The organism is Pseudomonas sp. LAMO17WK12:I10 (genome assembly GCF_900215185.1).
In the GTDB taxonomy this organism is placed as follows: domain Bacteria; phylum Pseudomonadota; class Gammaproteobacteria; order Pseudomonadales; family Pseudomonadaceae; genus Aquipseudomonas; species Aquipseudomonas chlororaphis.
In genome coordinates, this window is the sequence record NZ_OBDX01000004.1 from 1 (window position 1) to 19,606 (window position 19,606).

Below are 19,606 nucleotides of genomic sequence, written 5' to 3' on the forward strand. Positions count from 1 at the left end.
TGGTGATCAAGGCGTTGGACATGGCTTACGAACAGCGTGGCAGGCCTCAAGGACTGCTGTTTCACTCGGATCAGGGCTCGCTAGTTTCGCCAACGGCTCTGGCGTTACCGCATGCGCCAAAGCATGAGCCGTCGTGGAAACTGTTGGGATGCGCCGATGGAGCGCGTGTTTCGCAGTTTGAAAACTGAATGGATACCGACCGTGGGCTACATGACGGTTCAAGGCGCGCACCGAGACATCAGTCATTACCTAATGCATCGGTACAACTGGATTCGACCGCACCAGTTCAACGATGGGATGGCCCCGGCTCAGGCCGAGAGAAAACTTAACGTCGTGTCCGGAATTAGTTGACCACTACAGTTTTGAGGATGTTGAGCAGTTAAGCCAAGAGGTCCGAGGTGAACTGCGGCCCACTACGCAATCCAGACGAAGATCAGTGACCCCTCCCGCCAAAAGATCACACAAACCGGGCTATTCGAGCTTAAGTGCACTTTCTGTTCCATTGCTCCCCAAACCCCGGTATTGGCCTGCATGGAAGACCAGCGGTTCTGCGCCGCTGTACCGGTATTGTTCGATCTCGCCAATGAAGATCAGGTGGTCACCGCCCTCGTACTGGGTGACGTTGCGGCACACCAGCACTGCCACCACATCGTCCAGCACCGGGGCTCCCGCCTTGCCATAGGAATGAGCTACACCGGCGAACTTGTCAGCTGCTGCCCGTGCGAACTGCTCCGACAAGTGGTGCTGGTGCGCGCCCAGCACGTTGATGGCGAAGTGGCTCGCTGAGCAAAAAAACTTCAGGCTCGGTGCCGTGCGTGCCAGGCTCCAGAGCACCAGCGCCGGCGACAGCGACAGCGAGGAGAACGAGTTGGCGGTCACACCGACGTTGCGGCCGTCAGCGGTGCGCGTGGTGATCACGGTCACACCGGTAGCGAACTGCCCCAGCAAATTGCGCAGTTCGCGGGCACCGCGGCCCTCGGCATCGAGCAAATCGTGAGCCTTGGTTTCGGTGGCGGCGTTCATGGTGATCTCTCCCCTCAAGCTGGCTCAGGCAGCCTGTTGGCTCATTGCGCGCGATTGCACGCGCAGCGTGAATCGAACCAACGGTGCGGTCAGCGCCGTCGTCACCAGCGCGAACACCACAAGGATCGTGTAGACCCTTGGCGGAAGGATCTGCATTTGCAGACCGATTGACAGGACGATCAGCTCCATCAAGCCGCGCGTATTCATCAACGAGCTCACCAGCATCGCATCGTGTGGCGCAAGCCCGGTGGCACGCGCGCCCAGATAGCTGCCGCCAAACTTGCCGATGAATCCGCCCGCGAGGAATACACCGAACCACATCCATGATGCCGCGTCGTCGATCGTACCGACTGACGCATGCAGCCCCGCATACGCGAAAAACACCGGCATCAGCACAAGCTTGACGAAACCTTCGACGTTGTCGCGCCACTCCTTCGCGACGCCGGGCACGCGCCGCACGAACAGCGCCGCCGCAAGTGCGCCAAATGCGCTATGGAATCCGATCAGCGACGTCGCGAGTGCCGACGCTATTACGAAGCAGAACAACACGGCCAAGCGGTCGCGCGCCGCATGCGCAGTCGATGCGAGCCGCGCAAGCGTCGGTCGAACCACGAAGCGCACCAGGAGCGCGCACAGCACCAGATACGCGAGCAGGCTGAGGAGCATGCGCGCAAATGCCCAGCCAGGCCCGCTCGATAGCGAGGCAATCGTTGCAAGCAGCATCCATCCGAGCGCATCCGTCAGCATCGCGGCAGACATTGCGTACCGTGCGCCCACCATGGCGCTGAGCGCCAGGTCGTCGATGATGCGCGCCATCACCGGCACCGCCGATACCGCAAGTGCGACACCGCAGAAGAGTACATAGGGCAGCGCCGGCGCGTCGCTGGCGAGCGTGTCTTTCGAGACGATGGCGACGATCATGCCGATCGCGGCCGGTGCGACGAGCCCGCCCGCTGCGATCGCGACGGGCATGCGCCAGCGCTTGCCGCGCAGTGTCTCGCCCAACTCCATATGCAGACCGACCTGAAACATCAGCAGTATCAGACCGACTTCGCTGACTTGCGCCATCGCTGACAGCGCACGAGGGCCGAACAACAGGTCGTAGAAACTCGGTGCGATCGCGCCGAACAGCGAAGGCCCCAACAGCAGACCGGCCGCGATCTCACCGACGACCGCGCACTGGCCGAGCCGTTCGGCAATGCGGCCGCAGACGTTGCAGAGCGCGATCACCAGCACGAGTTGCAACAGCCAGATAGTCATGAATACCTCGGCAAGAGCGGCACCGACACGAAGCGGGTGGCCGCGAGCCCAAGCGGGCCCGCCACGCCGTACGCCGTGATGACCGTGACGCCGCTCGCCAGCTTCGCGAGCGCCTGGCGCAGCGACGCGGCCGAGACCGGCTCGGCTTCACGCATCACCGCTCACTCGCAACGCGGTCGACCCAGCCCCGGTAGAACGCACGGTACTTGAGCACGAGCTTGTCGTACTTGCTGTACGCGCCGCCGCCGTCCGGCTTCATCCCGTTCCAGATTTTGACGTCGTACCCCGCTGCCTGTCTGGTCTGCAGCCCGAACAGCACGAAGTCGGTCGCGCGGCGCAGGATGCCGCCCACCTTCTTGATCGAGATGAGCATGTGCATGACGTTCTTGCCGTCGCTCACCGGCGTCACACACTGGAGCAGCTTGTATTTGACGTTTCCGTCCAGGGCGACGGTCATGACGCACCCGCCGGGGTAGCCATCGAAGTGCAGGTTCATCTGCGACATGTTCAGGCCGAGCGCGCGCGACAGCATGCCGAGGGGGCCGAAGTACCGGTCCACGGTGAAATCGATCCCGGCACCGAACCACGCGCCCGCCAGGGCCAGCGACTCAACCTCCGGCCACCGGCGCCAATCGTCGAAGAGCTTGAGCTCGAAGGCCGAGACCGGGAGCGCGTGCACGGGGGTCGCGTGCTGCGCGTCGTAGAAGTTCTCGACGATCCGCAAGACCGCCGTCGTCGTCTCGAACGCGAAGTGCAGGTGCATAAAGTCGCCGTTGTCGACGTCGGCCGCGGCGATTTCGGGCAGCGGGTGCAGCGGCTGCGGGGAGCCGTACCAGACCCACACGTAGCCGTATCGCTCGACGGTGACCAACGTCGGCTGGCGCGCCCCGCGCGGCACAGGCTCCAGCCGGGGCACCGCCTGGCTGTGGCCGGGGATGTGAACGCACTGCCCCTGCTCGTCATACCGCCAGTGGTGAAACGGGCACTGGATGCACCCGTCCTTGACCCGCCCGTCAGCCAGGTTCGCGCCCAGGTGCGAACAGTGGCGGTCCATCACCACGGCCCGCCCCGTCGCTCCGCGCCACGCCACGCACGGACGGCCGAAGAGCGTCAACTCCGTCGGCTTGTCCTTGAGGTCGTCCGAGCGCATCGCGACGTACCAGCTCGCGGCCAGGCGCGTGGTCGCGTCGTACGCCCCCGGGGGACGCTTCTTGATGCTCGCTTGATCCAATTGAATGTCGTTCATCGTTTTTCTGTCGTCGGCCGACTACTTCTTCAGCGCCAAGCCGATGCGGGTCGTGATGTACGCCTTGAGCAGCGCGAACATCGGGTTGTAGTCGAAGTACTTTTTCACCTCTGCCGGCGCGCGGGTTTGCGTCCAGTACATCAGCCTCATCGCCGGCAGCAGGCTGTACTTCGAGTTGTTGAGCTGCGGCTTGTCCCCGGTGATGCAGTACCCGAAGCCGAACATCGGCTTGGCGAAGTCTCGCTCGTCGATGAGGGCGTGAATCCGCGCCGCGGCTTCCTCGGCCGGCTTGAGCCCGGCGCTCACGGCCTCGACCTCGGCTTTGGCGTCGTTGAACAACTGGTAATACTCCTCCATGTCCGCGCACAGGTACCCGAGGTACGGGGGGGCGTTGTCGAGGTGATCGAGGTCGCCCTCGTCGCGCGACGCGCGGAACCTCGCGTGGGCTTGCACGAGCCGGAACTGCCCGAGGATTGTGCCGACCGCCCACAGCCTGTGGAACGCGTCCCATAGGCGGAAGTCCGAGAACGCCGTGTAGCAGCAGCTGACGAAGTCGTCGTTGTGGTCCAGAAGCTTTTGCTGCAGGCGCTCGATGTACTCGAAGCGCTCGGGGGAGAAGTCGTCGTCGCGTAGCGCCTTGATGAGGCGCGCCGCGAGCGCGTGGATGGTCACCGCGGTGTTCTCGAGCCCCCGGGAGAAGAGCGGGTCGATGAACCCGTTCGCATGCAGCATCAGGCAGTAGCGGTCGCCGACGCAGGCGTTCGACGAGAACTGCAGGCGGTCGGTCTTGACCCAGTCGCGCACCGGCACGGCGTCCCGGAACTGCGCCCCGATGCTCGGGAACCGCGCGAGGAACTCGTCGAATTCCTGCTGCGCGGAGATGTCCGTTTTCGGGTAGACACGCGGGTCGAGCTGCAGGCCGACGCTCACCAGGTTGTTGGTCGACCGCGGGTGGTTGTTGAATGGGATCACCCAGAGCCAGCCGCCCGTGAACATGTGGTGCAAGGTCCCTTCGTGCCAGCGCCAGCGCTGCCCCTTGACCTTGAAGATGTCGTCGAACGGCTTGACCCCGAGCATGTGCGTGTAGAGGCTGCGCGAGTGCGTCTTGAAGCGACACGGCTCTTCGCGGAGCCCGAACTTGGTCGCGAGCGGCGCGCGGGGCCCTCCGCAGTCGATCATGTACCGGCCGGTGAACCGTTCGCCCTGGACGGTGGTCACCGCGACGCCGTCCTTGTCCGCGTGATAGTCGGTCACGCTCGTCTTCTGGCGGACCGTGCAGCCATATTTGATGGCCGCTTGCAACAGATAGGCGTCGACGTCCTGCCGGTAATAATGGCTCTCCGGTCCCCACGGCAGCTCGGGAATCACGCACTGCGTGAACTCCTTCGGGTCGTGCTCCTGGCCGGGCTTGTGGAACACAAAGCCGAAGTTGCGCTTGATGCCCGTGCTCGACGCGACGTAGCGTTGCGTCGAGTAGAACGACGTGATGTGGTCGAGCTCCGGAATGCCGTAGCGATCGGCGATGATGCGGTTCATGAGAGACGTCTCGGGGATCGACGATTCGCCGATCGTGAACCGCGGGTGCGACGACTCCTCGATGATCAGCACGCGAAACTGTTGTTTGGCCAGGATGGCCCCCATCTGGGTGCCGGACATGCCCGAGCCGAGGATGATTACGTCGAAGTGGTTGCTATCGTGTCCGTTCGCGGGGCTCTTCTGAGTCATGGGGGCAAACTCTCCTTGTGAGATAACACCTGGTCGCGCGCATCAGGATTCGTCGAGCGCGGCGCGGATGCGGGACCGCGCGGCATACGTGAGCGTGAGTAGTTCACCGAGCATGCTGGGCGCGTACCCCCCGCTGCCGATTGTGGGGCCGCTTTGCCCGACTTCGTACGCCCGCTCCGCCAATTTGAGGTGAGGCGCCCGGAAGCGCAGCAGGACCTTGAAGACCCGCTCGAGGGCTGTCAGCCCAGCCCGGACGTGCTCGTCCCGCGCACCGACCGCTCGCGCCTCGTCGAGCGCGCGGTCGATGAGCGCCGGCTCTCCGGAGAACCGAGCGTAGACCGCCCTGTACGCGGGAAGCACGTAGGGCAGGTACGTCTCTTTGAATTCTCGATAAGCTTGGTCGTCCGATTGCGAGCCCCACAGGACGTGCTCCAGCACAAAGAGGGGCATTTCTACGGCACCGGGGCCGAGGTAGCTCTGGCCCCCGACTCGAATCGGTTCGTAGAAGGGGCGCAGCTCATCGTAGAAGACCTGCGGCGAGATGAAGCGGTACGCGTAGACGATCGATTCGACCATTTTCTGCAGATAGGCTTCCAGCTCGTCGCACCCTTGCGCGAACGCGGGCGACCGCAGGGGCACGTCGGACAGCTCGACGGTCACTGCGATGGCCGCTTCGAGGGCCGCCATCGAGATGCGCACGCTCTTGAGCAGGTGCGCTTCGTCGGGCAGCCCGGTGTAGCTGCGCTGCGCGTCGGCCGTCGCGGGGTTCCAGACCGTCACATGCAAGAGTGTCTCGCGCGGCGGCAGGCCGGTCGCGCGCGCCAGGTCGAGCAGCACCGGCTCGAGCCCGGGCACCACGTCCGCGGGCTCGTGTCCGTGCCGCTTGAGCGACCCCAGGAAGAACCCGATGTCCCGCATCGCGGCGGCGGCTTCGACGAAGCCCCAGCCGGAGGGCACGCCGCGCGCCGGGAGGAACTCGCGCAGCAGGCCGATGATGCCGGGCACGTCCTTGTTACGGTTCAGGCCCGGCAACTGCAGAACGAGCGCGCGCGCCTGCAGCGGATCGCAGGCCGCCACGGCAGCGTGCGTGGCCGCGAATGCGCCTACCCGGTCCAAGGTGCGTTCCACTACAGGATTTCCTGCGCCGCGAGCGTCGGTCCGCGCTGGCTGGGAGACAGCCCCGCGTCGCCGTCACGCAGCGACCGCAGGTAGTCGTAGTTCGTCGGCAGGCTCGTGCGCAGACGCTCGGTCTCGCGCCGGATGCTGGCGAACATCGCCTCGGCCTTCTCGATCGACTCCGGTCGGTGCTGCAAGAGCGGCAGCGACCGGTCGGGCAGCATGCCCAGGCCAGCAAAGATGCAGTAGTAGTTGCCGTTCAACCAGAAGTTCTTGAATTCGTAGTCGAAGGTCTCGTAGTACGTGGAATCGTCGAACGACGTGGTGGTCAGCGGCAGCCCCGCCTTGTAGCGCTGAACCTTCTCTTTGATGGCGTCCGAGAGCCGCAGGTCGTGCCGGTTCGCGAGCCAGAACGGCGTGTCTTCGCGCGACGCGGTGAAATAGTGCGCTTGGACGAAATCTCGGCAGTCGTCGAACATATAGACGATCTCAGCGTTGAATGCGTCGCTCAACCGCGGGTCGAACGAGGTGTCGGGGAAGTGCTTCACGAGCTGGTAAAGCGCCGCGTAGATGAAGTAGATTCCCGTCGATTCCAGGGGCTCCAGAAAGCACGACGACAGCCCGATCGAGACGCAGTTGTTGACCCACGCCCGCTTGTTGCGCCCGACCCGGAACTTGATCTGGTTGAGCGGCTGATTGTCCGAGAGGCCCCAGAGGTTGAGGAAGTCGGCGGTGGCCTGGTCGCGCGAGGTGAACTTGCTCGAGAAGACGTAGCCGCTGCCGAACCGGCCCAGCATCGGAATCTTCCAGGTCCACCCCGAGTTCATGGCGATCGCGGAGGTGTACGGCTCGACCCCCTCGCGCGCGTCGTCGTTGGGCACGGCGCTGGCGACCGCGCTGTCGCACAACAGGTAGTCGGACATGTCGATGAAGGGCTCCTTCAGGGCCTGATTGATCAGGAGCCCCCGCATGCCGGAGCAGTCGATGAACAGGTCCGCCTCCAGCGTCCGTCCCTCCTTGGTGAACAGGCTGGAGATGTAGCCGCGCTCGTTCAGGTGAACGTCCACGACCTCGTCGACCACGCGCTTCACCCCGCGTTCGACGGCCCAGCGCTTCAAGAAGTCAGCCACCAGGTGCGCGTCGAAGTGCCACGCGTGGGACATCTGGCGGGTGCCGTCGGGCAGGCATGGGGCCAGCTTGCCGTCGAGCGCCCCGGCCTGCGGGTAGCACGCGTACTCCAGCGGCTGCTGGAAGCCCTGTTCGCGCTTGCGCAACCAGTAGTGGGTAAGCGGCACGCCGTCGCAGTTCGGCACGTTGCCGAACAAATGGTAGAAATGATCGTCGCGCGAGGAGTCGGGAGACTTCCTCCAGTTCACGAACTTGATCGCGGCCTTGAACGCGCCGTTCACTTGGGGCATCCACTCCCGCTCCGGTATCCCGAGGAAGTCGAAGAACACCTTCTGCAAACTCGGGATGGTCGCCTCGCCCACGCCGATCCGGGGGATCGCTTCAGACTCGATGAGCGTAATGTTCGCCTGCTGTTGGAGCGCCCGGATGAGGTACGAGGCGGCCATCCAGCCCGCAGTGCCGCCGCCCACGATGACGATATTCTTGATCGGCTTGTTCATAACACTCCTTGTTTCAAGGCGGCCTGCCTGTGACGAGGGAAAGGCCGCCAGTCTCCGTGCATCCGTGCAAGAGGCACATCAATGTGCTTGTGAGATTTAGACTCTAGCCTGCCGGAAAAGCGACGCAAATTCCGTTTCCGAATTAACAATCTAAAACGCAAAGGCATTTGGTATAAATGAAAGGTTTTGCGTACGGTTTTTTGCGCCTAATAAGCCCGCCGCTAAGGGTGGCCCATCGTGAGGGCTGGCGGTGGGCGATGGATCGACAGCCCGGGCGCCCTACAGCGGAGTCAGGACATTCATCACGGTGTCCAGGGCCACGCGGGTGTCGTCCAGTTGCACCAGCGAGGCATGCCGGGCGCCGAGGGCGTCACGGTTCTTGATGGCGGTCAGGATCGCCTTGTGCCGTGGCAGGCTGAGGCGCTGGATATCGGGGCGGCGGTTGGTGATGCTGATGGACTCGCGCAGCGGCAGCGACAGCATGTTGCACATGTAGGCGAGCAAGTCGTTGCGGGTGGCATCGGCGATCGCTCGGTGAAAATCCAGGTCGGCCTGCAAGAGCTCCTCGTGGGTCTTGGCCGTCTCCATGGACTGGTAGGCTTTCTCGATCACCGCGATATCCGGGTCGGTCGCGGTGGTGGCGGCCATGGCGGCGATTTCCGGTTCGAGGATGCGGCGTACGCCCGCCAGGGTGTTGAAGAACTCGCTGTGAGGCGTCGACTGCATCAACCAGGACAGCACGTCCGGGTCCAGCAAGTGCCATTTCGCCCGTGGCCGTACCACCGCGCCGACCCGTGGCTTGGAGTACACCAGCCCCTTGGCGCTGAGCACCCGGGTAGCTTCGCGCAGCACCGAGCGGCTGACCTGATATTCCTCACACAGCGTTGCCTCCAAGGGCAATCTATCTTCCGGCTTGAAGCGTCCGGAGACGATGTGCATGCCCAGATCCTGAACGATCCGGGCATGCATGCTCTTGCGGGGTTTGGAAGGCTGGTGATCCATAACAGGGAGGCTGCTCTGAAGAAATTGGCTGCATCATAGCATCGCTCCCGTATCTATCAGGCGCTCCTGCATACCTGAACCGGTGGGCGACGGGCCCGCATCAGCCCCCTCAGTGGGAATGCCGCGGGATCTCGGCGCCCCGGCAACCCACCAGAAAATCGAAGTCGCAGCCCTGGTCCGCCTGCAGCACATGGTCGATATACAGCTGGCGATAACCGCCCACGATCAGTGACGGCGGCGTTTGCAGGTCGCTCATGCGCGCCATCAGTTCAGCCTCCGGGATGTCCAGGTGCAGGCGTCCGCTGGCACAGTCCAGCTCGATCCAGTCGCCTTCCTTCACCGCGGCCAGGGGACCGCCGGCCGCCGCTTCCGGCGCCACATGCAGGACCACGGTGCCATACGCGGTGCCGCTCATGCGCGCGTCGGAAATCCGCACCATGTCGGTCACGCCCTGGGCCAGCAGCTTGGCCGGCAGGCCCATGTTGCCGACCTCCGCCATGCCGGGGTAGCCCTTGGGGCCGCAGTTCTTCATCACCAGGATCGAGTCGGCGTCGACCTCCAGCTCCGGGTCGTTGATCCGCGCCTTGTACATGTCGAAGTTCTCGAACACCACCGCGCGGCCGCGATGCTGCATCAGTTCGGCGCTGGCCGCGGAAGGCTTGAGTACCGCGCCGAGGGGCGCCAGGTTGCCACGCAGCACGCAGATGCCGCCGTCGGCGCGGATCGGGTTGTCGAGACGGCGGATCACTTCGTCCTGGCCGTAGATCGGCGCGTCCTTGGTATTTTCGCCAATAGACTTGCCGTTGACCGTCAATGCATCCGGGTGAGGAATCAGATTGGCCTCGCCGAGGCGGCGCAACACCGCCGGCAGGCCGCCGGCATAGTAGAACTCTTCCATCAAAAAGCGTCCGGACGGTTGCAGGTCGACGATGGTCGGCGTGCCGCGACCGATGCGGGTCCAGTCATCCAGATCAAGTTCGACGCCGATGCGCCCGGCGATGGCTTTCAGGTGAATCACCGCGTTGGTCGATCCGCCGATGGCAGCGTTGACCCGGATGGCGTTTTCGAACGCCTCTTTGGTGAGGATCTTCGACAGCCGCAAGTCTTCGCGAACCATCTCCACCGCACGCATGCCGGACATATGCGCCAGCACATAACGGCGTGCATCGACCGCCGGAATCGCCGCGTTATGGGGCAGGGAGGTGCCCAGGGCCTCGGCCATGCAGGCCATGGTCGAGGCGGTGCCCATGGTGTTGCAGGTACCCGCCGAGCGCGACATGCCGCCTTCGGCCGCAAGGAAGTCATCAAGGGTGATGGTGCCGGCCTTGACCTGTTCGCTGAGCTGCCACACCACGGTCCCCGAACCTATGTCCTGGCCCTTGTGCTTGCCATTGAGCATCGGCCCGCCGGTGACGACGATGGCCGGCACGTCGCAACTGGCCGCGCCCATCAGCAGTGCCGGGGTGGTCTTGTCGCAGCCGGTCAGCAGCACCACGCCATCGATCGGGTTGCCGCGGATGGCCTCCTCGACATCCATGCTGGCCAGGTTGCGGGTGAGCATGGCGGTCGGGCGCAGGTTCGACTCGCCGTTGGAGAACACCGGGAACTCCACCGGAAAGCCGCCGGCCTCGATCACCCCACGCTTCACATGCTCGGCAATCTGGCGGAAGTGCGCGTTGCACGGGGTCAGCTCCGACCAGGTGTTGCAGATCCCGATGATGGGCTTGCCATGGAACTGGTGGTCGGCGATGCCCTGATTCTTCATCCAGCTGCGGTACATGAAACCGTTCTTGTCGGCGGTGCCGAACCAGTGGGCGGAGCGCAGGTTGGGTTTCTTATCAGACATGGTCAGGTTCTCTTATTGTAAGACTATATTGTTCTGGTCTGGTCATAACATAAGCGTAAAATCGTGGGTTTGGAAGTATTGTTGGCTAAATAGTAATACTATATAGTCGTTTGCAACTGAGGTATGGCCCTGGCGGTTTTCCGCGAGAGGCGTCCCCCGAGCTTCTATAAAAACAACAATCGGAGACCGATCTCATGAGCCAGGAATTGCGGCTTATTCGGCGCATCACGCTGAAACTGATTCCCTTCCTGATCCTGCTGTACCTGATCGCCTACGTGGACCGTTCCGCCGTCGGCTTCGCCAAGTTGCATATGGGCGCCGATATCGGCATCGGCGACGCGGCCTATGGGTTGGGTGCCGGGCTGTTCTTCATCGGCTACTTCCTCCTGGAAATCCCCAGCAACCTGATGCTCGACCGCTTCGGCGCACGGCGCTGGTTCGCGCGGATCATGATCACCTGGGGCGCCATCACCATCGGCATGGCGTTTGTCCAGGGCCCCTACAGCTTCTATCTGATGCGCTTTCTGCTCGGCGCGGCGGAAGCCGGGTTCTTCCCCGGTGTTCTCTACTACATCACCCAATGGTTCCCGGTGCGCCATCGCGGCAAGATCCTCGGGCTATTCATCCTGTCCCAACCCATCGCGATGATGATCACCGGCCCGGTGTCCGGCGGCCTGCTCGGCATGGACGGCATCCTCGGCCTGCACGGCTGGCAGTGGCTGTTCATCGTCATCGGCATGCCGGCGATCCTGCTGACCTGGCCGGTGCTGCGCTACCTGCCCGACGGTCCGCAACAGGTCAAATGGATGGACCCGGCCGAGAAGGCCTGGCTCACCGGCGAGCTGGACAAGGACTTGCAGGCATACGGCCAGACCCGCCACGGCAATCCACTGCACGCCCTCAAGGACACGCGGGTGCTGCTGCTGGCGCTGTTCTATCTGCCGGTGACCTTGAGCATCTATGGCCTGGGCCTGTGGCTGCCGACGTTGATCAAGCAGTTCGGTGGCAGCGACCTGACCACCGGCTTCGTCTCGTCGGTGCCGTATTTCTTCGGGATCATCGGCCTGCTGGTGGTGCCGCGCAGTTCCGACCGCCTCAACGATCGCTACGGCCACCTGGCGGTGCTCTATGTGCTGGGGGCGATCGGCCTGTTCCTCAGCGCCTGGCTGTCAGCGCCGCTGCTGCAACTGGCGGTCTTGTGCCTGGTGGCCTTCGCCCTGTTTTCCTGCACCGCGGTGTTCTGGACCTTGCCCGGGCGTTTTTTTGCCGGCGCCAGCGCGGCGGCGGGGATCGCCCTGATCAACTCGGTGGGTAACCTGGGCGGCTACATCGGTCCGTTCGTGATCGGTGCGCTCAAGCAGTACACCGGCAGCCTGGCGTCGGGGTTGTACTTCCTGTCCGGCGTGATGCTGTTCGGCTTGCTGCTGACGGGCGTGGTCTATCGGTTGCTGGAGCGCAGGCACGTGCTGCCGGTCGAGCAGTTCGCCGCCAGTGCCCGCGGCGCCACTCGTACTTAATGGCCTAGAGGAGAAAGTTCATGCGTTTAGTGCAGTTCGAATTGAATAACGGCGAGCGCCGGGTCGGTGTGGTCGAGGAGGCTCTGGTCCGTGAAGTGCAATCGGTGAACACGGTGCGCGAGCTGGCGCTGGCCGCCATCGAGGCCGGTGTCGGCCTGCGCGAGCAGGTGCAGAGCCTCGGCCTGGGCATCAGCCACGACTACGCCGAGCTGCTGGCGATCCTGAGGGTCCTGCCGCCATTGGATCACCCGGACCCGGCGCACATGCTGGTCAGCGGCACCGGGCTGACTCACCTGGGCAGCGCCGCGGCGCGGGACAAGATGCACCAGCAGGGCGCTGACGACACGGCGCTGACCGACACCATGCGCATCTTCAAGTGGGGCGTGGAAGGCGGCAAGCCCGCTGCCGGTCAGGCCGGCGTGCAACCGGAATGGTTCTACAAGGGCGACGGCAGCATCGTCGTGCGCCCGGGCCAGGCCTTCAGCCTGCCGGCCTTTGCCGAAGACGCCGGCGAAGAGCCGGAAATCGGCGGCCTGTATGTCATCGGCCATGACGGCAAGCCTTATCGCCTGGGGTTCGCGGTGGGCAACGAGTTCTCCGATCACGTGATGGAACGCAAGAACTATCTCTACCTGGCCCATTCCAAATTGCGCAGTTGCAGCTATGGTCCTGAACTGCGGGTCGGCGAGCTGCCCCGGCACCTGGCGGGCACCAGTCGCATCCTGCGCAATGGCCAGGTGCTGTGGCAGAACGAGTTTCTCAGTGGCGAAGCCAATATGTGCCACAGCCTGGAGAACCTTGAGTACCACCATTTCAAATACAGCCAGTTCCTGCGGCCGGGGGATGTACACATCCACTTCTTCGGCACCGCGACCCTGTCGTTCGCCGACGGAATCCGCACGCAGCCGGGGGACGTATTCGAAATCAGCCAGGCGGAGTTCGGCGCCCCCTTGATCAACGGTATCGCCGGCGTCGATGCGGTGCTGGCACCGGGTTGCGTCGGCGCTCTTTAAGCCACCGCTCGTTGAGTGGACGCCCTTTGAACGAACAACAGGAGACAGGCATGCCCCAGGTTCTTGGTCACAACTACATCGGCGGCCAGCGCAGCGCCGCTGGCACCGTCATTCTTCACAGCATCGATGCCAGCACCGGCGAAGCCTTGCCCCACGGGTTCTACCAGGCCACGGCGGAGGAAGTCGACGCCGCCGCTAACGCTGCCGCGGCGGCCTACCCGGCCTACCGCGCCCTGAGTGCGCAGCGGCGCGCGCAATTCCTGGAGGCGGTGGCGGATGAGCTGGACGCGCTGGACGATGAGTTCATCGCCCTGGTCTGCCGGGAAACCGCGTTGCCCACCGCGCGGATCCAGGGCGAGCGCAAGCGCACCAGTGGCCAGATGCGGCTGTTCGCCGAGGTGCTGCGGCGCGGCGATTTCTATGGCGCGCGTATCGATCGGGCGTTGCCCGAGCGCCAGCCGCTGCCACGTCCGGACCTGCGCCAGTACCGCATCGGCCTGGGGCCGGTGGCGGTGTTTGGCGCGAGCAACTTTCCCCTGGCGTTTTCCACCGCCGGCGGCGACACCGCCGCGGCGCTGGCAGCCGGTTGCCCCGTGGTGTTCAAGGCCCACAGCGGGCACATGGCGACCGCCGAGCGGGTCGCTGATGCGATCGTCCGGGCGGCCCAGGCCAGCGGGATGCCCGCCGGCGTGTTCAACATGATCTTTGGCGGCGGGGTCGGCGAAGCGCTGGTCAAGCATCCGGCGATCCAGGCGGTCGGTTTCACCGGCTCGCTCAAGGGCGGCCGGGCGCTGTGCGACATGGCGGCGGCACGCCCGCAGCCGATCCCGGTGTTCGCCGAGATGTCGAGCATCAACCCGGTGATCGTGTTGCCCCAGGCGCTGCAAGCGCGGGCGCAAACGATCGCCCGCGACCTGACCGCCTCGGTGGTGCAGGGCTGCGGCCAGTTCTGTACCAACCCTGGCCTGGTGATCGGCATCCGCTCGCCGCAGTTCGCGGCCTTCACCGAGCAGGTGGCCCGGCTGATCGGCGATCAACCGGCACAGACCATGCTCAACGCCGGCACTCTGGGCAGCTACGGCAAAGGTCTGCAAAAGCTGCTGGCGCACCCGGGTATCGAGCACCTGGCCGGCGCTCCGCAAACCGGCAACCAGGCGCGGCCACAGCTGTTCAAGGCGGATGCCTGCCTACTGGTCGAGGGCGATGAAGTGCTGCAGGAAGAAGTGTTCGGTCCGACCACCGTGTTCGTCGAAGTGGCTGATCAGGCACAGCTCAATGCCGCCTTGCACGGCCTGCGCGGGCAACTGACGGCGACCCTCATTGGCGAGCCGGCGGATTTTGTGCAGTTTGGCGAGTTGACGGCGTTGCTGGAACAGAAGGTTGGCCGCATCCTGCTCAACGGTTACCCGACCGGCGTCGAGGTCTGTGACGCGATGGTGCACGGCGGGCCTTATCCGGCCACCTCCGATGCCCGTGGCACGTCGGTGGGGACCCTGGCCATCGAGCGTTTCCTGCGTCCGGTGTGTTTCCAGAACTACCCCGACAACCTGCTGCCGGATGCGTTGAAGAATGCCAACCCATTGCGCATCCAGCGCCTGGTGGATGGACGGCCCTCACGCGACAGCCTGTAACACGAACCCGTTAATGCCTACCTGAAAACAAACACAATGCAGGAGGTTTCATGTCGTGGACCGCAGTGACCACACACCGTGCGCGGCTGGGCGAAGGCCCGTTCTGGGACGCGCCCGGCCAGGCCCTGTATTGGGTCGATATCGCCGGCCGGCAGGCCTTGTGCCTGCGGGGCGGGCAGCTGCGGGCCTGGCACCTGCCGGAACCGGTGTCGGCCTTCATCCCCTGTGAGCGCGGCGATGCGCTGGTGACCTTGAGCAGTGGCGTATACCGCCTCGACCTGGACTCCGCGCCCGCCGCGCCGCGCCTGAGCCTGCTCTGCGTGGCCGATCCACAACCGGGCAACCGGGCCAACGAGGCGCGCTGCGATGCCCAGGGCAGGCTCTGGCTGGGCACCATGCAGAACAATATCGGCGAGCGGGGCGAAGACCTGCCGGTGCGGCGGCGTTTCGGTGGCCTGTTCCGCATCGATGCCCAGGCGCGGGTCACGCCTCTGCTAAAGGGCCTGGGGATTCCCAATACCTTGCTGTGGAGCGAGGACGCCAGCCGCCTGTATTTCGCCGACAGCCTGGACGGCACGCTGTATCAGTACCCGATCGCCAGCGATGGCCGGCTGGGCCCCGCACAGGCGTGGTTCGGGCCACACCCGCGCGGCGTCCCGGACGGTTCGGCGATGGATGCCGAGGGTTATGTCTGGAATGCCCGCTGGGACGGCGGCTGCCTGCTCAGGCTGGCGCCCGACGGCGAGGTCGACCGGGTGCTCGAACTGCCGGTCAGCCGCCCCACCAGTTGCGTGTTCGGCGGCGCGGACCTCAAGACCCTGTACATCACCAGCGCGGCCAGCCCGCTCGACCATCCCCTGGACGGCGCGGTGCTGGCCGTGCGGGTCGATACCCCCGGGAATCTCTGTCATCGCTTTGCCGGATAACGCTCAGGCTTTACCTGTGTGCAACGAACTCTGAAAAACAACAACAAGGAGTCACCTTATGAAGCGTCGTCGTGGGATCCATTACCTGTGTTGTGCCGCCCTGGCCATGTCGGCCGCCAGCCTGAGCTGCCTGTCGCTCGCTGCCGAGCCGGTGAAGATCGGTTTCCTGGTCAAGCAGGCGGAGGAACCCTGGTTCCAGACCGAATGGGCCTTTGCCGAAAAGGCCGGCAAGGACAAGGGTTTCACCGTGATCAAGATCGCTGTGCCGGACGGCGAGAAAACCCTGTCGGCGATCGACAGCCTCGCCGCCAACGGCGCCAAGGGCTTCGTGATCTGCCCGCCGGACGTGTCCCTTGGCCCGGCGATCATGGCCAAGGCCAGGCTCAACGACTTGAAAGTGATTGCCGTCGACGACCGTTTTGTCGATGCCAAGGGCCAGTTCATGGAAGACGTGCCCTACCTGGGCATGGCCGCGTTCGAGGTAGGACAGAAGCAGGGCGCCGCCATGGCCGGCGAAGCGAAGAAGCGCGGCTGGGACTGGAAGGATACCTATGCGGTGATCACCACCTACAACGAACTCGACACCGGTAAAAAACGCACCGACGGCTCGATCAAGTCGCTGGAGGAAGCCGGCCTGCCCAAGGACCACATCCTCTTCGCGCCGCTCAAGACCCTCGACGTGCCGGGCAGCATGGACGCCACCAACTCGGCGCTGGTCAAGCTGCCCAGCGGGGCGAAGAACCTGATCATCGGCGGGATGAACGACAACAGTGTGCTGGGCGGCGTGCGCGCCACCGAAAGCGCCGGGTTCGCCGCGGCCAATGTGATCGGCATCGGCATCAATGGCACCGACGCCATCGGCGAATTGCAGAAACCCGACAGCGGCTTCTTCGGCTCGATGCTGCCCAGCCCGCACATGGAGGGCTACAACACCGCGAGCATGATGTTCGAGTGGGTCACCACCGGCAAGGAACCGCCCAAGTACACCGCGATGGACGATGTGACACTGATCACCCGGGACAACTTCAAGCAAGAACTGGAAAAGATCGGCTTGTGGAACTGAAGGCCGTCGACTTTCCCCGGCGGCCCGTTCGCACGGGCCGCCTGACTTGATGAGGTGGTTATGCACGCGCAACACATACAACAACACAGTGCCGGCGCCAGTTTGTGTTTCAACGGCATCGGCAAGACCTTCCCCGGGGTCAAGGCGCTGGACGGCATCAGTTTCACCGCCCAGCCGGGGCAGGTGCACGCCCTGATGGGCGAGAACGGCGCAGGCAAGTCGACCTTGCTGAAGATCCTTGGCGGCGCCTACATGCCCAGCAGCGGCAGTGTGCAGATCGGCGAGCGGACCATGACGTTCAAATGCGCGGCCGACAGCATTGCCTGCGGGGTGGCGGTGATCCACCAGGAGCTGCATCTGGTGCCCGCCATGAGCGTGGCCGAGAACCTGTTCCTCGGCCATCTGCCGGCCAGCCTCGGGGTGATCGACCGCCGTGCGCTGCGCCAGCATGCACTGGAATGCCTCAAGGGGCTGGCCGATGAAATCGATCCCGACCAGAAGGTCGGCCGCCTATCCCTGGGCCAGCGCCAACTGGTGGAAATCGCCAAGGCGTTGTCCCGTGGTGCCCACGTGATTGCCTTCGACGAACCCACCAGCAGCCTGTCGGCCCGGGAAATCGAGCGCTTGATGGCGATCATCGGGCGCCTGCGGGACGAAGGCAAAGTGGTGCTGTACGTGTCCCATCGCATGGAGGAGGTGTTCCGTATCTGCGATGCGGTGACGGTGTTCAAGGACGGCCGCTACGTGCGCACCTTCGAGGACATGAGCGCACTGACCCACGACCAGCTGGTTACCTGCATGGTCGGTCGCGATATCCAGGACATCTACGATTACCGCCCGCGGCCCCGCGGCGCGGTGGCGCTCAAGGTCGACGGCCTGCTGGGGCCGGGCCTGCGTGCACCGGTGAGTTTCCAGGCGCACCAGGGCGAGGTGCTCGGCCTGTTCGGCCTGGTCGGCGCGGGGCGTACCGAACTGCTGCGCCTGCTCGGCGGCCTCGAGCGGGCCAGCGCCGGAAGCCTGGCGCTGTGTGGCGAGGCATTGCGAATGCGCTCGCCGCGCGACGCCATCGCCGCCGGGGTGCTGCTGTGTCCCGAGGACCGCAAGAAGGAGGGCATCATTCCGCTTTCCAGCGTCGCCGAGAACATCAACATCAGCGCGCGCGGCGCCCATTCGGCCTTTGGCTGGCTGTTGCGCGGCGGCTGGGAGAAGGGCAACGCCGACAAACAGATCAAGGCGTTGAAGGTCAAGACGCCCAACGCGGCGCAGAAAATCGTCTACCTGTCCGGCGGCAATCAGCAGAAGGCCATCCTCGGCCGCTGGCTGTCGATGCCGATGAAAGTCCTGCTGCTCGACGAACCCACGCGCGGCATCGATATCGGCGCCAAGGCCGAGATCTACCAGATCATCCATGACCTGGCGGCCAGGGGCATCGCGGTGATCGTGGTGTCCAGCGACCTGATGGAAGTGATGGGAATCTCCGACCGCATCCTGGTGCTCTGCGAAGGCGCGTTGCGCGGCGAGAAGAGCCGTGAACAGGCCAATGAATCCAACCTGCTGCAACTGGCTTTGCCGCGCCAACGCGCCGACGGCCTGGAGAACTGAAGAGGTGAACATGACAACTCAAGACAACGCGCTGCCGACGGCGCGCAAACCCCTGGACCTGCGTGGCCTGCTCGATAACTGGGCGATGCTGTTGGCGGCGGTGGGGATCTTCGTGCTCTGCACCTTGCTCATCGACAACTTCCTCTCGCCGCTGAACATGCGCGGCCTGGGCTTGGCCATTTCCACCACCGGCATCGCCGCCTGCACCATGCTCTATTGCCTGGCGTCCGGGCATTTCGACCTGTCGGTGGGGTCGGTGATCGCCTGTGCCGGGGTCGTCGCGGCGGTGGTGATGCGCGATACCGACAGCATGCTCCTTGGCGTGGGCGCCGCGCTGCTGATGGGGCTGCTGGTCGGCCTGATCAACGGCATCGTGATTGCCAAGTTGCGGGTCAACGCGCTGATCACCACTTTGGCGACCATGCAGATCGTCCGGGGCCTGGCCTATATCTTCGCCAACGGCAAGGCGGTCGGCGTGTCCCAGGAGTCGTTCTTCGTCTTCGGCAATGGCCAGTTGTTCGGGGTGCCGGTGCCGATCCTGATCACCATCGGCTGCTTCCTGTTCTTCGGCTGGCTGCTCAACTACACCACCTACGGGCGCAACACCATGGCCATCGGCGGCAACCAGGAAGCCGCGCTGCTGGCCGGGGTCAATGTCGACCGGACCAAGATCGTGATCTTCGCCGTGCACGGGGTGATCGGCGCGCTGGCCGGGGTGATCCTGGCCTCGCGCATGACCTCCGGCCAGCCGATGATCGGCCAGGGGTTCGAGCTGACGGTGATTTCCGCCTGTGTGCTCGGCGGGGTGTCGTTGAGCGGCGGGATCGGCATGATCCGCCACGTGATTGCCGGGGTGCTGATCCTGGCGATCATCGAAAACGCGATGAACCTGAAAAACATCGACACCTTCTACCAGTACGTGATCCGCGGTTCGATCCTGCTGCTGGCGGTGGTCATCGACCGTATGAAGCAACGCTGATTACGGGGGCTGCGGCAAGGGATGCCGGG

The 19,606-nt window shown here is 64.4% G+C and carries 16 protein-coding genes and 1 pseudogene; 8 read left to right on the plus strand and 9 right to left on the minus strand.

What is annotated here, in order from left to right; translation table 11 throughout:
• Positions 1–351, plus strand: a pseudogene (locus CRO75_RS06075) (integrase core domain-containing protein); the annotation flags it as partial.
• A 120-nt stretch (positions 352–471) separates the two neighbouring features.
• Here the strand turns inward: CRO75_RS06075 and CRO75_RS06080 are convergent.
• The 9 genes from CRO75_RS06080 to CRO75_RS06120 form a co-directional block, all read right to left on the minus strand.
• Positions 472–1,023 (minus strand): flavin reductase family protein, encoded by a 552-nt coding sequence (locus tag CRO75_RS06080; protein ID WP_097134727.1) that lies wholly within the window; start codon positions 1,021–1,023, stop codon positions 472–474.
• A gap of 24 nt (positions 1,024–1,047) precedes the next feature.
• A complete protein-coding gene (locus CRO75_RS06085; protein ID WP_097134728.1) occupies positions 1,048–2,283 on the minus strand; it encodes a cation:proton antiporter in 1,236 nt (411 codons plus the stop codon).
• Entirely contained in the window at positions 2,280–2,438 is a 159-nt protein-coding gene (locus CRO75_RS06090) for a flavin reductase (protein ID WP_097134729.1), read from the minus strand. The genes CRO75_RS06085 and CRO75_RS06090 overlap by 4 nt, the downstream gene beginning before the upstream one ends.
• Positions 2,438–3,529, minus strand: a complete 1,092-nt coding sequence (locus CRO75_RS06095) for a Rieske 2Fe-2S domain-containing protein (protein WP_097134730.1) — start codon at positions 3,527–3,529, stop codon at positions 2,438–2,440. Before CRO75_RS06095 ends, CRO75_RS06090 begins: the two co-directional genes overlap by 1 nt.
• Positions 3,530–3,550: 21 nt before the next feature.
• Positions 3,551–5,254: a tryptophan 7-halogenase gene (locus CRO75_RS06100; protein WP_097134731.1), complete on the minus strand. Its 1,704-nt coding sequence runs from the start codon at positions 5,252–5,254 to the stop codon at positions 3,551–3,553.
• A 42-nt stretch (positions 5,255–5,296) separates the two neighbouring features.
• Positions 5,297–6,382 carry a monodechloroaminopyrrolnitrin synthase PrnB family protein gene (locus tag CRO75_RS06105; RefSeq protein ID WP_097134732.1) on the minus strand — a complete coding sequence of 362 codons (1,086 nt, stop codon included), beginning with the start codon at positions 6,380–6,382 and terminating at the stop codon, positions 5,297–5,299.
• Entirely contained in the window at positions 6,382–7,998 is a 1,617-nt protein-coding gene (locus tag CRO75_RS06110) for a tryptophan halogenase family protein (protein ID WP_097134733.1), read from the minus strand. The genes CRO75_RS06105 and CRO75_RS06110 overlap by 1 nt, the downstream gene beginning before the upstream one ends.
• 279 nt (positions 7,999–8,277) lie before the next feature.
• A complete protein-coding gene (locus CRO75_RS06115) occupies positions 8,278–9,000 on the minus strand; it encodes a FadR/GntR family transcriptional regulator (RefSeq protein ID WP_009050459.1) in 723 nt (240 codons plus the stop codon).
• A gap of 109 nt (positions 9,001–9,109) precedes the next feature.
• Positions 9,110–10,846, minus strand: a complete 1,737-nt coding sequence (locus CRO75_RS06120) for an IlvD/Edd family dehydratase (protein WP_177409727.1) — start codon at positions 10,844–10,846, stop codon at positions 9,110–9,112.
• 194 nt (positions 10,847–11,040) lie between these two features.
• On the opposite strand from CRO75_RS06120, the gene CRO75_RS06125 reads away from it, so the two are divergent.
• The 7 genes from CRO75_RS06125 to araH are packed head-to-tail and all read left to right on the plus strand — an operon-like array spanning position 11,041 to position 19,577.
• Positions 11,041–12,363 carry an MFS transporter gene (locus CRO75_RS06125; protein WP_097134735.1) on the plus strand — a complete coding sequence of 441 codons (1,323 nt, stop codon included), beginning with the start codon at positions 11,041–11,043 and terminating at the stop codon, positions 12,361–12,363.
• Between the two features lie 20 nt (positions 12,364–12,383).
• The gene (araD1, locus tag CRO75_RS06130; RefSeq protein WP_097134736.1) at positions 12,384–13,376 is read left to right on the plus strand and encodes an AraD1 family protein; all 993 of its coding nucleotides are present in this window, start codon (positions 12,384–12,386) and stop codon (positions 13,374–13,376) included.
• A 50-nt stretch (positions 13,377–13,426) separates the two neighbouring features.
• A complete protein-coding gene (locus tag CRO75_RS06135; RefSeq protein ID WP_097134737.1) occupies positions 13,427–15,007 on the plus strand; it encodes an aldehyde dehydrogenase (NADP(+)) in 1,581 nt (526 codons plus the stop codon).
• 50 nt (positions 15,008–15,057) lie between these two features.
• On the plus strand, positions 15,058–15,933 hold the full coding sequence (locus CRO75_RS06140; protein WP_085532074.1) for an SMP-30/gluconolactonase/LRE family protein: 876 nt from the start codon (positions 15,058–15,060) through the stop codon (positions 15,931–15,933).
• Positions 15,934–15,991: 58 nt separating this feature from the next.
• Positions 15,992–16,996 (plus strand): substrate-binding domain-containing protein, encoded by a 1,005-nt coding sequence (locus CRO75_RS06145; RefSeq protein ID WP_097134738.1) that lies wholly within the window; start codon positions 15,992–15,994, stop codon positions 16,994–16,996.
• Positions 16,997–17,056: 60 nt separating this feature from the next.
• On the plus strand, positions 17,057–18,598 hold the full coding sequence (gene araG, locus CRO75_RS06150) for an L-arabinose ABC transporter ATP-binding protein AraG (protein ID WP_097134739.1): 1,542 nt from the start codon (positions 17,057–17,059) through the stop codon (positions 18,596–18,598).
• A 10-nt stretch (positions 18,599–18,608) separates the two neighbouring features.
• On the plus strand, positions 18,609–19,577 hold the full coding sequence (araH, locus tag CRO75_RS06155; protein WP_085532070.1) for an L-arabinose ABC transporter permease AraH: 969 nt from the start codon (positions 18,609–18,611) through the stop codon (positions 19,575–19,577).
• The last annotated feature ends 29 nt before the right edge of the window (positions 19,578–19,606 follow it).

Coding starts and splice junctions, on each gene's coding strand:
- CRO75_RS06080 (WP_097134727.1), bottom strand. CDS start 1,023: ATGAACGCCGCCACCGAAACCAAGGCTCACGATTTGCTCGATGCCGAG.
- CRO75_RS06085 (WP_097134728.1), bottom strand. CDS start 2,283: ATGACTATCTGGCTGTTGCAACTCGTGCTGGTGATCGCGCTCTGCAAC.
- CRO75_RS06090 (WP_097134729.1), bottom strand. CDS start 2,438: ATGCGTGAAGCCGAGCCGGTCTCGGCCGCGTCGCTGCGCCAGGCGCTC.
- CRO75_RS06095 (WP_097134730.1), bottom strand. CDS start 3,529: ATGAACGACATTCAATTGGATCAAGCGAGCATCAAGAAGCGTCCCCCG.
- CRO75_RS06100 (WP_097134731.1), bottom strand. CDS start 5,254: ATGACTCAGAAGAGCCCCGCGAACGGACACGATAGCAACCACTTCGAC.
- CRO75_RS06110 (WP_097134733.1), bottom strand. CDS start 7,998: ATGAACAAGCCGATCAAGAATATCGTCATCGTGGGCGGCGGCACTGCG.
- CRO75_RS06115 (WP_009050459.1), bottom strand. CDS start 9,000: ATGGATCACCAGCCTTCCAAACCCCGCAAGAGCATGCATGCCCGGATC.
- CRO75_RS06120 (WP_177409727.1), bottom strand. CDS start 10,846: ATGTCTGATAAGAAACCCAACCTGCGCTCCGCCCACTGGTTCGGCACC.
- CRO75_RS06125 (WP_097134735.1), top strand. CDS start 11,041: ATGAGCCAGGAATTGCGGCTTATTCGGCGCATCACGCTGAAACTGATT.
- araD1 (WP_097134736.1), top strand. CDS start 12,384: ATGCGTTTAGTGCAGTTCGAATTGAATAACGGCGAGCGCCGGGTCGGT.
- CRO75_RS06135 (WP_097134737.1), top strand. CDS start 13,427: ATGCCCCAGGTTCTTGGTCACAACTACATCGGCGGCCAGCGCAGCGCC.
- CRO75_RS06140 (WP_085532074.1), top strand. CDS start 15,058: ATGTCGTGGACCGCAGTGACCACACACCGTGCGCGGCTGGGCGAAGGC.
- CRO75_RS06145 (WP_097134738.1), top strand. CDS start 15,992: ATGAAGCGTCGTCGTGGGATCCATTACCTGTGTTGTGCCGCCCTGGCC.
- araG (WP_097134739.1), top strand. CDS start 17,057: ATGCACGCGCAACACATACAACAACACAGTGCCGGCGCCAGTTTGTGT.
- araH (WP_085532070.1), top strand. CDS start 18,609: ATGACAACTCAAGACAACGCGCTGCCGACGGCGCGCAAACCCCTGGAC.